The sequence below is a fragment of the Bacteroides reticulotermitis JCM 10512 genome, assembly GCF_000517545.1.
Classification (GTDB): Bacteria; Bacteroidota; Bacteroidia; order Bacteroidales; family Bacteroidaceae; genus Bacteroides; species Bacteroides reticulotermitis.
In genome coordinates this window covers 14,438-29,380 of the sequence record NZ_BAIV01000041.1, presented here as the reverse complement: position 1 = coordinate 29,380, position 14,943 = coordinate 14,438, and the positions used below count along the sequence as shown (strand labels likewise).

Sequence of the window (14,943 nt, the reverse complement as noted above, 5' to 3'; positions counted from 1 at the left end):
TTCTAATACATTAATTGGTTTATATAATAAAGATTCTATTCCTTACATTAATCAGGAAGTTATTCTTTTTGTAAGTCTGCAGGGCAACTCGTTTCAAAGTTGTTTGCTGAATTGCTCTTGGCAAACTTGACATTTTAACTTCATTTACTTAAAATAACATCCTATCTAAAATATAGTTCAAGGATTGAAAACGGAATTAACATTTATTTCATATTTCGTCGAGTTGGTCTTTATTATATAGTATATTTCTGCCTAGTATACGCCTACCATTCCTCTTTCGCGCTTGAAGTAGGCCACCACTGTGGCGAAGCTGAGAAATTCTCGTCCGGGTGTCTTCGATCTACTTTGGAAGCGATAACGGGCAAACAGGACATGACACACTAATTTATACTTGAATCTGACTCGGAGGCGGTGTTGCAGCATTTCGTACATCTGGTTGATGAGCTTAAAGAAGTCGAATATGCGGTTGTTGGAGATTACCTTGGGCTGTCGGTGGGTCTTTTGCATCTGATATAATTTGTCAAGCACATACTTGAGTTGCTCGATTTCACTTTCTGTATTCTCCACAGTAATCTTGATTTCTTCTGCTCTTTTTTGTTGTTTTCGGAGTTGTTTCTTTTTTCTCTGTAAACGTTCTTTGACTAATCTAATTTCTTCTGACATAATATATCAATTACATTCTAAAATTAATTCGCGGCTGTGCTGTGAATGTTTATATTGTCGTCATTGCAACTTGACTCTGCAAATATACAAAACATTTTTGAACAACAAACAAATTATTTAAAAAATATTTCTACTGATGCCCAATTAATTACTGATCTTTAAAAAATAGTTTTTTCATCTCCTTGCGCTATTTATACTTTTGCGCCGTTAATGAAATAAAACCTGTGATATGAAAGAATCTATTTTTAACCGCCTGCTTGGGGATTGTTGTATTTTGATCCAAATAGCAGTAATTTATTTTCCCCGCATGCCCCCAAAAAAGGGAAAAATGATAGTATGTATTTTAATACATAATTACTTTACATATATATATCGTGGTCCAACATATGGTCCAAATGCTTTTTAACATATTACTAAAACCAGCTCTGGTAGGGAGTTTGCGACAGGTCAATATATGGTCCAACATATGGTCCAGAAATATCGCAACATTCAGGGCGAAATAAAGCAATAATTAACCTAACGTATGAATTGCTATTCTAGAATTTTAAGACAATGATTACAACTACAGCAGAAATGCTAAAAAAGGGATATATCCTCTTCCCCAAAATATTATTTGAAGAGGAAATGCAAACCAAAAAAAAGTGCGTCAGGAGACTTCGACGCGTTTATTATCGTACTGACACATGTCAACTTCAGCCCACTGGAGTGCTGCGTCAGAAGTCACAAATTTCTCTGCCAACGAGGCGAATCGGCCATGTCTGTCGATCGCTGGGCCAAATTATTTGGATGGGGACGCAGTCGCACACGCTACTTCTTCCGGAAAATGATAAAGAATGGCTTTATCGAGAAAATTCCCAATCCGTACACAACGCACATCCGTATACTCGACTACGATCTGTTGGTGGGCAAGAGTCGCTGCCAAGCACAGCGCAATGAAGCTGAGGGCACTACGTTCGAAGCTTTCTGGGAAAAGTTTCACGAAACGACTCAAAAACCCAAAGTCAACATCGGGTTCGCACGCCGCGAATGGAAAAAGCTCTCGGCTAACGAACGAAGACTCAGCCTAATCCGCATTGACGACTACTACGACAACCTGACGAACACCAACTTCTGCTTACAGGCGTCGCGTTATCTGTCAAACAAGGCCTTTTTGGATGAATACGATTACTAAAAAATACGAATATGAACGAAATACTTAATCCGCAAAACACAGAACTGGAGGAGATCGTTATCGGAACGCTCCTCATCGAAAGCAAAGCTATCACGCTGGTAGCCGACAAATTACGTCCGGAAATGTTTTACAACGAACGAAACCGGGAGATCTACGCCGCCCTGCAAAGCATGTACCGGGCGGGACGGGACATCGATATCATCACCGCCAAGGAGGAACTGGCACAAAGGGGCAAACTGGAGGAGATCGGAGGGCCTTACACGTTGGCAAGCCTAAGCAGCAGGGTGGCTTCGGGCGCACATCTGGAGTATCACGTCTGCATTCTTCAGCAGAAATACATCCGGCGGGAGATGATTCTGGGTTGCCACAAGCTACTGGTTCTTTCGGCGGACGAGTCGATCGATATCGATGATACGCTGATGGATGCGCAGGCACTGATTGACCGTCTGACAAAGGAGTGCGGCACCAGGGATCATCTGCGTTCGATGGATCAGCTGATGGAGGACACGGTTGCACAGGTGGAAGCGCGCGTGGCATCGAATAAGGATGGCATCACGGGCTTGCCTACGGGATTTGATGACCTCAACCGGGTGACGGCGGGCTGGCAACCGGGGGAACTGACGGTGATCGCCGCTCGTCCTTCGGTCGGAAAAACGGCTTTCGCGCTTCATTTGGCTCGCGCGGCCGCTACGGCAGGGCATCACGTCATGGTGTATAGTCTCGAAATGCAAGGTGAACGGCTGGGTGATCGTTGGTTGTTGGCTACCACACAGGTACGGGCGGACCATCTGCGCAGGGGTTTACTCACGCCGGAGGAGCTGGACAACATTCGGATGGCATCGACGGACTTGGCTCGCTTGCCTATTCATGTCGACGACAATCCTACGGTGAGCATGGATTATGTCCGCACCTCCGCCAAACTACAACGAAGCAAGGGGAAATGCGACTGCATCATTATCGACTACCTCCAGTTGTGTGATATGAAGAGTGATCAGCATAACCGCAACCGGGAGCAGGAAGTGGCGCAGGCAAGTCGCAAGGCTAAAATGTTGGCCAAGGAGTTGAACGTGCCGGTGTTGCTACTCAGTCAGCTGAATCGTAACTGTGAGGGGCATCCGGATGGCCGACCGGGGTTGAGTGACTTACGTGAGAGTGGAGCCATCGAGCAGGATGCGGATTTGGTTCTACTGCTTTATCGGCCGGCTCTCGCTGGACGGGCAACGGATCGCAAAAGCTCCTACCGTCGGAAGGACTGGGTGTGGTGATCATCGCCAAACATCGCAACGGGGAGACGGGTGAGGTGTATTTCAGGCACGATAAAACAATGACGAAGCTGGAGGATTATGTGCCGGGCTTGGAATGGATGATGAAGAATTCGGCTAAATAGATTCGCGATTCTTAGGCTAGTATTGGCAAAGGAAAGGGGACTCACGGTGTCGGGAATCGAATGGTTATGAATTCGACGGAATAGGTTGGCGATTCTAAAGCTAGCATTGGCAAAGGAAAGAAAACTCACGGTGTCGGGAATCGAATGGATGAAGAATTCAACTAAACAAGACAACGACTACCGGTATTTCTGAGCAGGGAACCTCCCCTATTCATGGATTTCCCCGAAGGATTGGGATTATTCATTCGCCCCACATTGAGTAATTGGGATAGTTGCTGAAAATCTGATTTCAGTAACTATCCCGCCAAAGGAACAAAATACACCGCAGTGTATGCCAGCAGCATCCCAAAACGACCCGTGAGGAGCAAGAATCAGTCTTGCGGACTGCAACCAAAGGGCGTGGTACGTCGCAGGTAAACATAGATAATCTTAAAAGTAACACCTAAATTAACGAGCAACCAACTGACCGAGCAAATTGAGCGGCGAATGTGGTTAAATACATCGACTAATTCGCCTAAGTCTACGGGTGAATGTGAGTAAGTACAGCGGTAAATTTATCAAAGCCGACGGGTGAATGTAGTTAAATACATCGACTAATTTGCCTAAGTCGACGGGTGAATTTGATTAAGTACAGCGGTCAAGTTGAGCAAGTACATCGGTGTAGTTGGGCAAGTCTACGGGTGTAGTTGAGCAAGTACATCGGTGTAGTTAGGCAAATACAAGGGTGTAGTCAGGCAAGTCCACGGGTGTAGTCGGGCAAGTCTACGGGTCAAGTTGAGCAAGTCGAACGTATAAAATCAACAGGGTCACCCCTTATCTTTTGATGAGGTGACCCTGCTATCGTCGGATGTTTTTATGCGTTGCCGACGGTCCACAATCAATAAAACACCCCTCAGGCTCGCCCAAATGAGAGACAATCAACCGAACTTCCCGTACACTGAACATCTTCTGCTTCGGATGAAAGTCTCCCGCTTTCAACTCCTCCATCAGCGGCTCGCAATTGCGCATCCATCGCCGCAACTTCGCCACAGAAACCGGGTTACTCAATCGGGGAAAATACATCTTAGCCAATTCTAGTTTGTCATAACATCTCATGAAAAATCGAATTTCTTCCATAGCATCTGTCGTTTTGTAGTTCTTTAGTGATATAAAGATACTATTTTTCCAGCTAAAAAGCAAAATAATCAGTCAAGAATAATAACCATCGTTCAATGGCGTTCAATGACGTCCATTGCCCTTACCCTGATGTTGTATATTTGCATAGTAATCGATTACAAACAGTATCTTTTAATTTACAATTAATCATTTAAAAAAAGGAAGAATTATGGCACAAATGTATGTAGTGGTGCAACGTAAGAATCCGTTTAAGCCACAAGAAACACCCAAGTTTTACGCAACAGCCCGAAGCACCCGCAATTGATACGGACGAGGTAATCAAACGTATCGCCGAGCGTTCGTCTTACTCCATCGGAGAGTTAAAGGGATGCATCACCGAGTTTTTGTTGGAAATTAAAAACCAGTTGGAGTTGGGCAACATCGTCATCCTCGGCGATCTGGGACGCTTCCGTGTGACGGTTTCCACCGGTTTGGCTACCGAAACAGCCAAAGAGTTCAAACCAATCACCTGCATCAAGAAAGCCCACGTCCGCTTTCTGCCGGGAGATATGCTTCTGGATATGTGTAAAGCCCTGAAGTACACCCTCTACAAACCGGATAAAGACGACGACGACGAGGAGCCGACCGATCCGGGTGACGGTGGTGGCGAAGCACCAGACCCAACCGTTTAATTCCCTACAGCCGACTCGACGGGAACGGATAACGAGCATCCCCCACCTCCGATGGATGGCAGCGTAACCGTTCCCCGTAGGGTCAGCCAACACCCTGATGCGCATTAACCATCAGCAGTAATCATTTTCATCAATTATTAATTTAAAACTATCAATCATGAAGAAATCTATTTGGAAACGACTTTTGCAGATCATCATCACCGTAGCCACCTCAATTGTGTCCGCCCTGGGCGTGACCTCCTGCGGCATTCATTTCTAAGCATACCGACTAAGAAATTTGCCACATGAAAGAGTTAAAGGAGTTTTCATTGAAGGAAGCGTATGTGCCCCGCAGCATTCAGTACCTCGTTGTGCATTGCAGTGCTACACGGGCGAACATCCCCTTCACCGAGGAGCAGTTGCTCCAATGTCACCTGAAACGTGGATTCAAATGTATCGGTTATCATTTCTACGTAACCAAGGACGGCGTACTGCATCAGACCCGTCCGATGAGTGAGATCGGTGCGCATGCCCTGGGATTCAACCTGCACAGTCTGGCGATATGCTATGAAGGTGGGTTAGACGAACTAGGCAAGCCAACCGATACGCGAACGGCCTTACAAAAAGAAACGCTTCGGCGGGTATTGAGTGAACTGAAACAACTCTATCCCGAGGCTCGAATTGTAGGCCACTATCAGCTGAGTGCGGATGTTCACAAAGCCTGCCCGTGCTTCGACGCGCGGAAAGAGTACGAGGATCTGTAAAACCCCTCCAACCTCCGCTTCTAAGTGTTGTATTTCAAGAGTCAGGGCAGCCCGCATCAGGTGACTGTCCTGACTTTGTTTATGAGAAGCAAATGACATCCGACTGATTGCCAGCATCTCCAAGCAGAAAAATAGATTAAATTACTCGGAAATACATTCGTTTATTGACAAATAAAATAGTATATTTGTAAGAGTAAACAACTACCGATCTTATAAGATCCGGGCTACTTCAATGTACTCTGGGGATAAGCGGCAGAGCGATATATCATTCATGAAAGTATATAAAACACTTACAACTCATGCGTAAATTACTCTCCATATTAGCAGGAATCATCCTCAGTCTGATACTAGTCATTTGTCAGAGTAATACCGGTACAAACGAAAAGAAAGCACAGAGTCTCAACCTATCTGACGAAACATCAGAGGACGCAACACCTCATTATCACGACTCACTCGTACCACTGGCAACCACTATACAAGAGCGGCGAATAAACGAGCAAACAATCATCGATAAGAGTAACACGGATATAGAAGTGTATCTTTTACAGCACGATTACAACTCCTTGAGTTCGTTTGTAAAGACCGAAATAGCGAATCATACTCCAGATACTATTTTTTATAGGAACGACCATTTTCGATCGTACAATGATAGTACTAATTCGTGGACGACTATGCGCTATCCTGACAACTATGCCAAGGTGGACATCACGCAGTTCATCCCACCGGGGGAAGCCAAACAGTTTCAGTTCTTCTTCCCGGTCTCACCTAACAGCCACAAAGGGACTTATCGTCTGGATTTGATATTCCAGAATACGACCCACAAAAGCTACTACTATGTCTCGAAAAACTTCAAGATAAAATAGATGTCGCATGAAGCAACCCTCCTATTCCGTCATTCTTCGCCCCAACTCATACGCGTTCTGGCAATCAATAGGAAATTGCTCTTCGCGCACTTTACGTTTGTGAGGCTCGCTCATCAGTCCGGCGGCATACTTCGAGTAATCTTTAAACTGGTATGAATCCAGAGATATAATATATTCCCATTTCCCATTCATAACCATCGTCCAGTCCTTTTGCCATTCGAACATGGGTTGAAAACGAGGAAACCTTTCGGCAGGCATTCCGGCAGCAAAGACACAGCCCACATTGATACTTTTCTCAAGGTTACTCCGGTTACTTTTGTCGTATGACAGATTCATAAAGATAAGCCGTTCGATAAACGACTGCATCTCCCCCGTTATATTATAGAGGTATATAGGCGAACCCAAGAGTATCGCATCACACTCCATTACCCTTTCAAGGATGGGCGACAAATCATCTTTCATGGCACATTTGCACCAATACTTGCTATCCTTTCTTTTGCAAGAAAAGCAACTGGTACACCCTTTATAATTCAAGTCATACAAATGAATCATTTCAGTTTCCGCACCAGCAGATTCCGCACCTTCCATGGCTCTTTGCAAAAGGGTTACCGTGTTACCCTTCTTTCGGGGACTTCCGTTTATAGCTATAACTTTCTTCATCTCTTACACGTTTTTTATGATTGGATAGACGCTTCTTTATATAAAGCAATCTGCTTGTTCAACTCTCTGCTTATTATTTCAATCTCGAAATCTTCATTAGGATCGATTGTGATCATTCGCATTCCGTCTTTTTTACTACCATCCGGACACAGCCGATAATCCGAGATAATACCCAATATGATATTCTTTTTCTTCACCCAAAGAAAAGCTAACCGCCATTCCTTGTAATAGAAAAAGGGTATCTTATACCGGACACCTTCTCTTATAGCAGGATCAGTATGCAATATATAAGTCCGAAGTGCCAACAGCGCACCTTTAAGCGGCTCTTCAAATTTGGTATAATATTGATCGGTTGTAATCATTCTCTGGCAAATATAAAGTTCTTCCTCATTCTCAGTACAAGGCTGATCACGCAAACGTCAATAGTTAAGCACATCACAACTAACAGCAAAGTTAATATTAAATGCTCACGATTGTCATTAAGAATAAGAAATGATTCACCGGAAAAAGTCTTTGTTTGGACATTGAAAGGTTCAGCAACCGTACTGACAAGAATATTTCGTAGAGTTCTTTTTCGTAATAATAGAATTTGCAGCAGTTATTCCCATTTTGGAAATAACGGAATTCTCATCCAATTCTCCTGCTTGAAAGATATTCGCTAGGCGCTTGCTTATGACATCTAACATCCTTTTATTCAGAAGCTGACTCTATGCAAAAACAGACATAAAAGAAAGCTCCGAAAGTATAAAACTTTCGGAGCTTATTTTGCGGTGCGTACGAGACTCGAACTCGTGACCCCCTGCGTGACAGGCAGGTATTCTAACCAACTGAACTAACGCACCAATATACTATTTATTCGCATCTCTCTCGATTGCGGATGCAAAGGTAAATGTTTTTTTGAATCCTGCAATAAACCATCCATCTTTTTTCTAAAAAAGTGCATTAATTAAGAATTATCGAGTACATTTGCATCAGTACATAAAATAAAAGGAACATGAAAAATACACCGATCGAACAACATTTGATTGATGAAACCATTAATGAGTTTCAGATTGTAGATTTCTCTAAAGCTACTATTCGTGAAGTAAAAGCAATTGCTTCGAAAGCCGAAGCAGTATCCGGCGTCGAGTTTATCAAAATGGAGATGGGAGTTCCCGGACTGCCAGCCTCTGCCGTAGGCGTCAAAGCTGAGATTGAAGCACTGCAAAATGGGATCGCCAGCCTATATCCCGACATCAACGGACTGGCGGAACTCAAAAAAGAAGCTTCGAACTTCATCAAAGCATTTATTAATGTAGACCTCAGTGCCGAAGGATGCGTACCGGTGACCGGTTCCATGCAAGGTACATTCGCCTCTTTCCTTACGTGCAGCCAATGCAATGAAGAAAAAGACACAATCCTGTTTATCGACCCGGGTTTCCCCGTTCAGAAGCAGCAGTTGCTGGTGATGGGACAGAAATATGAAACGTTCGACGTTTACGATTACCGCGGAGAGAAGCTCAAAGATAAGCTGGAAAGCTACCTCAAGAAAGGAAACATCTCTGCCATTATCTATTCCAACCCCAACAATCCGAGTTGGATATGCCTAAAGGAGGAGGAACTCAAAGTGATAGGCGAACTGGCTACGCAATATGATGTGATCGTACTGGAAGACCTCGCCTATTTCGCCATGGACTTCCGTCAGGAACTGGGTGAGCCTTATCAACCGCCTTACCAACCTTCGGTGGCGAAGTATACCGATCATTACGTTTTGCTTATTTCCGGATCGAAGGCGTTTAGCTATGCCGGACAACGTATCGGCGTCAGCTGTATATCCGACAAATTATACCATCGCATGTATCCAGGCCTGACCAAACGCTACGGCGGAGGAACATTCGGAACCGTATTCATCCACCGGGTACTCTACGCGCTATCTTCGGGTACGAGCCATTCGGCACAATATGCCATGGCCGCCATGCTGAAAGCAGCCAATGAGGGCCAATACAACTTCCTCGACGAAGTAAAAGTATATGGAGAAAGAGCCCGCAAACTAAAGGAAATTTTCCAACGATACGGCTTTTATCTGGTATACGACAATGATCTGGGTGATCCCGTGGCCGATGGCTTCTACTTCACAATCGGCTACCCCGGAATGACCAGCGGCGAATTGGCCAAAGAATTAATGTATTACGGTGTGAGCGCAATCTCGTTGGTTACCACCGGAAGCAAGCAGGAAGGGCTTCGCGCCTGTACCTCTTTTATAAAGGATCATCAGTACGCACAACTCGACGAACGCATGAAGCTCTTTGCCGAGAATCATCCGATTGGTTAAAAAGCACAATCCGGGCGTAGTATTAAATTCTACCTCTAAAATAAAAAAAACTGAAATAACAGCTTGTTATTCCAATTTTATTATTACATTAGAGGCATGAACATCGACTTTGACATATTCAAAATACAATCGAATGATGTATTACCATCACGAGGAAAGATTCTGATCTCAGGACCTTTCCTTCGTGACGCTACATTTGGACGTTCGGTTATATTACTAATCGATCATTCGAAAGAAGGTAGCATGGGGCTTATCGTTAATAAGCAATTACCGATATATCTCAACGATATTATTCAGGATCTAAACTATGCCAATGAGATACCCTTGTTCAAAGGAGGGCCCATCGGCACGGATACGCTATTTTATCTGCATACCCTCAAAGATATTCCCGGAGCAATCCCGATTGACGAGGGACTCTACCTCAATGGAGACTTCGCGAGGGTTAAAGAATATATATTACAAGGAAATACCGTAACGGATCGCATACGTTTCTTCCTCGGATACTCCGGATGGGAAAGCGAACAGCTTGATGATGAGATTAAAGAGAATACCTGGATCATCTCCAAAGAAGAAAGCGACTACCTCATGAGTACGGAAACCAAACACATGTGGAAGCAGGCCTTGGAGAAAATGGGCAACAAATACGAAACGTGGTCACGTTTCCCACAAGTACCCACGCTCAACTAAACGACCGGGGCTATTTCTTCGGGTTCAGACACTGAAGAAGTACGACATCTTTGTAACCCGTTTCCGCTTGCAACCAGTCCTTTATGACTCCGCATTGTGTAAATCCACATGAGAGAAACAGGCGCATACAAGCATCATTATCCGTAGCAATATGCGCATAGAGTTGGTGAAAAGAAAGGAAATCGAACGCGTATTCACACACAAGTTTGAGGGCATCGGAGGCGTATCCCCGTTGACGATAATCTTTACGAACGGCAATCCCCACTTCACCACGTAAGTGAAGTGGAACAAAATCGGTGATATCAATCGTACCCAGCACCTGTTCGTCGGCCTTATCGATAATCATCAACCGCAATTGCTTATCAGCGAACACATCACATTGTGAATCCTGAATATACTGACGCAACACATAACGGGAATAAGGTACGGTAAAGTTACTGATATCCCACATCGACGGATCATTTTCCAACTGATACATAACATCAATATCTTCCGGTTCAACCGCCCGAAGATAGATACGATCGTTCATTAAATAAGTTTGTCTCATTCAGGATTGTCTTTAGTGATGCGCAATTCGTTACGAAGCCTTCTCTCGCTGGGCAAACAGAAGAACGAAGCCGTTAGTCCGATGAGCATACAAAGATTACCCGTACTGCTCAACGTAAAATAATAACAAAACACATTGAACAGGATAACCCCTTCAAGCAGTGCCAAACGAATATTACTCCAAACAGCATAGCGTTGCAAAGCCACAGGAATGGTGAGGTTATCTATTTTCTTTTTGAGAACCAAGCTGAATAACTTTAGCGACAAAGGTACACAAATGGCCGTCAGTAAAATACCAATCGTTTCGAAGTAATAAGTAGCCCGCACGTCATCAGCCAACAGCCCGACAGGCAACAACTCAAACTCGCCTGCCCCGATGAGGAATGCCGGAAGCACCCAAAAGAGGACATAGCTTATATTCATATTTCTTACAGCGCGCTTTATTTGTTCTTCCATGTTTATTAAATCTAATGTGTTTCTTTTTTATACAGTTCCGGTAAAAGGGGTACGATTCACAATGCTTCGTCCCAAAGTTACTTCATCGGCATATTCCAATTCGTCGCCAACCGAGATGCCACGAGCGATGACGCTTAGCTTGACATCCATCTTCTCCAGTTTGCGATAGATGTAAAAGTTCGTAGTATCGCCTTCCATGGTAGTGCTCAACGCGAGAACCACTTCACGGACTCCACCCTCGCCTACCCGATGCACCAGACTATCAATTTGTAAATCACTCGGTCCGACTCCATCCATCGGAGAAATTACGCCTCCCAACACATGATACAGTCCCTTGTATTGCTGAGTCGCCTCTACCGCCATCACGTCGCGGATGTTTTCAACCACACAAACAAGGGAAGCGTCCCGTTGGGGATTGGCGCATATCTGGCAGATCTCGGTGTCCGATATATTGTGACAAACCTTACAGTATTTCACTTCGCGTTTCAAAGTAATAATCGAATTGCCGAAAGCTTCTACCGTCGGCTGATCCTGACGTAACAAATGAAGCACCAGCCTCATAGCCGTTTTACGACCTATGCCGGGCAGTTTAGAAAATTCCCCGACTGCTTTTTCGAGCAAGGCGGATGGGTATTGTTGATTCATAAACGATGAATGAAAGTCTTTGTAATTTTCGGGCAAAGATACAGATATTGTTTTTAAATACCTACGATGAATCTCATTTGTCGACAAATAGAATGAATTGATATATAAAAAGCACCTGTTTCTATAATATTATAAAAAGCATCTGCCTAAGTGCTCCCTATATTTTCAAAAAAAGCAGTACCTTTGCACCCGTTATGATCGTATTTATCACCATCGTTTGCTATTTTACGATACTGCTGCTTATAGCCCGCGTTACGGGACGCAAAGGCGGTTCGAACGCTGCATTTTTCAAGGGAGAAAACAAGTCCCCCTGGTATGTGGTATCGTTTGGTATGATAGGTGCTTCGATCTCCGGCGTCACGTTCGTATCGGTCCCAGGCATGGTACGCGGGATGGACATGACGTATATGCAAACGGTTTTCGGATTCTTCTTCGGATATATGGTGGTAGCCCACCTCCTACTCCCTATTTATTATCGGCTGAACCTGACAAGCATATACGGCTATCTGGGCAATCGTATCGGCATGCAGACCTACCGCACCGGCTCCTTTTTCTTTCTGCTCTCACGCATGTTGGGAACCGCCGCCAAACTTTATCTGGTCTGCCTGATTCTTCATACCTATGTATTCCAGTCGATGAACGTACCGTTTTGGTGTATCGCTGTGGGATCGGTCGTTCTGGTATGGCTATACACGAATAAGAGCGGAATAAAAACAATTGTGTGGACAGACGCCCTGCAAACATTCTGTCTGATTGCGGCGTTAATCTGCATCATCTATTTCACGATACAAAGACTGGACATGGACTTTAGCGGTATTACGCACACCATTACCCATAGCGAGTACAGTCGCATCTTTGTGTTCGACGATTGGATGTCCCGCCAAAACTTCTTCAAGCAGTTCTTTAGCGGAATATTCATTGTCATTGTGATGACCGGACTCGATCAGGACATGATGCAAAAGAACCTATCCTGCCGCAGTCTGCGCGAAGCACAAAAGAATATGTATTGCACCGGTTTCTCCTTCATTCCGTTGAACTTTCTATTTCTCAGCCTGGGCATCCTATTGCTTGCCTTGGCCTATCAGATGCATTTGGAACTTCCACCGATGAACGACGATATCCTACCGATGTTTGCTTCGCAGGGTTACCTGGGACAATCGGTTATTATCTTTTTCACCATCGGTATCATTGCCGCGGCGTTTAGCAACTCCGATTCAGCGTTGACAGCGATGACTACCAGTGTCTGCGTAGACCTACTCGACACGGAGAAAGATACGGAGGAAGTAGCCCGACGGAAAAGGAAAAAGACTCATTTCCTTTTGTCGATTCTGCTAATCGTCTTCATCTGCCTGATCGAACTTTTGAATCATCAAAGTGTTATTGACACCATCTACATCATAGCATCTTATACCTACGGTCCGCTGTTGGGTATGTTCGCCTTCGGCTTATTTACCAAAAGAGCCACCAGAGACCGTTGGGTTCCGCTGGTTGCCGTAACTTCACCGATACTATGCTATGCAATCGACTGGTGGATGTACCGAACCACCGGCTATAAGTTTGGCTACGAATTACTGATGCTCAACGGGGCGTTAACGTTTGCCGGCATGTGGATGATGTCGTCTCGTTATCAATTAAACAAAACGAATTAAAGAATAAAAATATGGAAATAACAAGTGCTGAGTTTGTAATCAGCAACACGGACGTGAAGAAATGTCCGGCGGGTACACTCCCTGAATACGCTTTTATAGGACGTTCCAATGTAGGGAAGTCAAGCCTGATCAATATGCTTACCGGTCGGAAAGGATTGGCAATGACCTCTTCCACCCCCGGTAAGACCATGCTCATCAATCACTTTCTAATCAACCACAATTGGCATATTGTCGATCTACCCGGTTATGGCTATGCCCGACGCGGACTGAAAGGCCAGGAACAAATACGTACCATTATCGAAGATTATATCCTGGAAAGAGAACAAATGTCGAACTTGTTTGTTTTGATCGACAGTCGACACGAACCCCAAAAGATTGATTTGGAATTCTTCGAATGGCTAGGCAATAACAGCATCCCTTTCGCCATCATCTTTACCAAAGCAGATAAGCTTAAAGGCGGACGATTGAAGACATCGGTTGCAAACTATTTGCGGGAACTGAAAAAGCAATGGGAAGAACTTCCTCCCTACTTTATCACTTCGGCGGAAGATCGCGTGGGAAGAACCGAGCTTTTGGATTACATCGAGCATATTAATAATGTACTTAATATAAAGTAGAAATGAAAAAGAGTGTTTTATCATTGGCCCTCATGGCCATATCGTTATTTACAACCACAACCATCCAGGCACAATCCTGGACAGATTTGTTCAACAAAGACAATATTTCCAAAGTAGTCAGCGCAGTGACCGGCAAAACAGAAGCGATCAACATGATAGGTACATGGACTTATCGCGGTTCGGCCGTAGAGTTCGAGTCAGACAACCTGTTGATGCAAGCCGGAGGAGCCGCCGCTTCCGCAATAGCCGAAAGCAAAATGAACGAGCAACTGAGCAAGATCGGTATCAAAGACGGACAGATGAGCTTTACATTCAATGCCGATAGTACCTTTACAAGCACTGTAGGCAAGAAAAAGATGAACGGAACCTATTCGTACAACGCTAAGACGAAGCAGGTAAACCTCACTTACCTTCGCCTGTTGAATATGAATGCGAAGGTAAACTGCTCTTCCGGATCAATGGAATTGCTGTTCAATTCTGATAAATTACTAAAGATTATGGCCTTCCTCGGAAGCAAAAGCAGCAGTGCCGCACTGAAAACCGTAAGTTCGCTAGCAGATCAATATGATGGCATGATGCTTGGTTTTGATCTACGAAAATAGTAAAACTCACATTGTTTAATACAATTTCGCACACCAAAAGACATATTTAAGGGAAAAAGGACTAACTTTGTCGCTTGTAATCAAAAAAGAAGGAAATATGAGAAAAATACTCTTTTTAATGGCTATGTTGGTAGTGGGAGTAAGTTTTGCTTCCGC

16 protein-coding genes, 1 tRNA gene and 2 pseudogenes are annotated in these 14,943 nt (G+C 44.4%); 11 read left to right on the top strand and 8 right to left on the bottom strand.

Annotated features, from left to right (window positions below; translation table 11 throughout):
• Positions 1-252: 252 nt before the first annotated feature.
• Positions 253-567, bottom strand: a complete 315-nt coding sequence (locus JCM10512_RS19310) for a hypothetical protein (RefSeq protein WP_244437326.1) — start codon at positions 565-567, stop codon at positions 253-255.
• Positions 568-1,276: 709 nt separating this feature from the next.
• Here JCM10512_RS19310 and JCM10512_RS19305 point away from each other — a divergent pair.
• Positions 1,277-1,834: an LvrA C-terminal domain-related protein gene (locus JCM10512_RS19305; protein ID WP_244437325.1), complete on the top strand. Its 558-nt coding sequence runs from the start codon at positions 1,277-1,279 to the stop codon at positions 1,832-1,834.
• A gap of 11 nt (positions 1,835-1,845) precedes the next feature.
• A pseudogene (dnaB, locus tag JCM10512_RS19300) lies at positions 1,846-3,221 on the top strand (replicative DNA helicase).
• A gap of 837 nt (positions 3,222-4,058) precedes the next feature.
• Here the strand turns inward: dnaB and JCM10512_RS19295 are convergent.
• Entirely contained in the window at positions 4,059-4,337 is a 279-nt protein-coding gene (locus JCM10512_RS19295) for a DUF4248 domain-containing protein (protein WP_044165428.1), read from the bottom strand.
• 208 nt (positions 4,338-4,545) lie between these two features.
• Here JCM10512_RS19295 and JCM10512_RS19290 point away from each other — a divergent pair.
• The 4 genes and pseudogenes from JCM10512_RS19290 (at position 4,546) to JCM10512_RS19280 (ending at position 6,614) form a co-directional block, all read left to right on the top strand.
• A pseudogene (locus JCM10512_RS19290) lies at positions 4,546-5,008 on the top strand (HU family DNA-binding protein).
• A gap of 157 nt (positions 5,009-5,165) precedes the next feature.
• Complete coding sequence (locus tag JCM10512_RS22855; RefSeq protein ID WP_158332243.1) at positions 5,166-5,267, top strand: smalltalk protein; 102 nt, start codon at positions 5,166-5,168, stop codon at positions 5,265-5,267.
• 25 nt (positions 5,268-5,292) lie between these two features.
• A complete protein-coding gene (locus tag JCM10512_RS19285; RefSeq protein WP_044165427.1) occupies positions 5,293-5,751 on the top strand; it encodes an N-acetylmuramoyl-L-alanine amidase in 459 nt (152 codons plus the stop codon).
• Between the two features lie 299 nt (positions 5,752-6,050).
• Positions 6,051-6,614, top strand: a complete 564-nt coding sequence (locus JCM10512_RS19280; RefSeq protein ID WP_044165425.1) for a hypothetical protein — start codon at positions 6,051-6,053, stop codon at positions 6,612-6,614.
• Positions 6,615-6,635: 21 nt separating this feature from the next.
• Here JCM10512_RS19280 and JCM10512_RS19275 read toward each other — a convergent pair whose 3' ends face one another.
• From JCM10512_RS19275 to JCM10512_RS19265, 3 genes are all read right to left on the bottom strand, one after another.
• A complete protein-coding gene (locus JCM10512_RS19275) occupies positions 6,636-7,274 on the bottom strand; it encodes a flavodoxin family protein (RefSeq protein ID WP_044165424.1) in 639 nt (212 codons plus the stop codon).
• A gap of 14 nt (positions 7,275-7,288) precedes the next feature.
• Complete coding sequence (locus tag JCM10512_RS19270) at positions 7,289-7,636, bottom strand: DUF1801 domain-containing protein (protein WP_044165423.1); 348 nt, start codon at positions 7,634-7,636, stop codon at positions 7,289-7,291.
• 406 nt (positions 7,637-8,042) lie between these two features.
• Positions 8,043-8,116: transfer RNA gene (locus tag JCM10512_RS19265), tRNA-Asp, on the bottom strand.
• A 152-nt stretch (positions 8,117-8,268) separates the two neighbouring features.
• Between JCM10512_RS19265 and JCM10512_RS19260 the strand changes: the two genes are divergently transcribed.
• Together JCM10512_RS19260 and JCM10512_RS19255 are read left to right on the top strand one after the other, a co-directional pair.
• On the top strand, positions 8,269-9,585 hold the full coding sequence (locus JCM10512_RS19260) for a pyridoxal phosphate-dependent aminotransferase (protein ID WP_044165421.1): 1,317 nt from the start codon (positions 8,269-8,271) through the stop codon (positions 9,583-9,585).
• Positions 9,586-9,681: 96 nt separating this feature from the next.
• Complete coding sequence (locus JCM10512_RS19255; RefSeq protein ID WP_044165432.1) at positions 9,682-10,272, top strand: YqgE/AlgH family protein; 591 nt, start codon at positions 9,682-9,684, stop codon at positions 10,270-10,272.
• 10 nt (positions 10,273-10,282) lie between these two features.
• Here JCM10512_RS19255 and JCM10512_RS19250 read toward each other — a convergent pair whose 3' ends face one another.
• The 3 genes from JCM10512_RS19250 to recR are packed head-to-tail and all read right to left on the bottom strand — an operon-like array spanning position 10,283 to position 11,919.
• The gene (locus tag JCM10512_RS19250) at positions 10,283-10,819 is read right to left on the bottom strand and encodes a GNAT family N-acetyltransferase (protein ID WP_044165420.1); all 537 of its coding nucleotides are present in this window, start codon (positions 10,817-10,819) and stop codon (positions 10,283-10,285) included.
• Positions 10,816-11,274, bottom strand: coding sequence for a hypothetical protein (locus JCM10512_RS19245; protein WP_044165419.1), 459 nt, complete (start codon positions 11,272-11,274; stop codon positions 10,816-10,818). The genes JCM10512_RS19250 and JCM10512_RS19245 overlap by 4 nt, the downstream gene beginning before the upstream one ends.
• 27 nt (positions 11,275-11,301) lie before the next feature.
• A complete protein-coding gene (gene recR / locus JCM10512_RS19240) occupies positions 11,302-11,919 on the bottom strand; it encodes a recombination mediator RecR (protein WP_044165431.1) in 618 nt (205 codons plus the stop codon).
• 194 nt (positions 11,920-12,113) lie between these two features.
• On the opposite strand from recR, the gene JCM10512_RS19235 reads away from it, so the two are divergent.
• Genes JCM10512_RS19235 through JCM10512_RS19225 form a run of 3 tightly spaced genes read left to right on the top strand, consistent with a single transcriptional unit; the run spans position 12,114 to position 14,787 of the window.
• Entirely contained in the window at positions 12,114-13,568 is a 1,455-nt protein-coding gene (locus tag JCM10512_RS19235; RefSeq protein ID WP_044165417.1) for a sodium:solute symporter, read from the top strand.
• An 11-nt stretch (positions 13,569-13,579) separates the two neighbouring features.
• Complete coding sequence (gene yihA, locus JCM10512_RS19230) at positions 13,580-14,185, top strand: ribosome biogenesis GTP-binding protein YihA/YsxC (protein ID WP_044165416.1); 606 nt, start codon at positions 13,580-13,582, stop codon at positions 14,183-14,185.
• Positions 14,186-14,187: 2 nt separating this feature from the next.
• Entirely contained in the window at positions 14,188-14,787 is a 600-nt protein-coding gene (locus tag JCM10512_RS19225) for a DUF4923 family protein (protein ID WP_044165414.1), read from the top strand.
• The last annotated feature ends 156 nt before the right edge of the window (positions 14,788-14,943 follow it).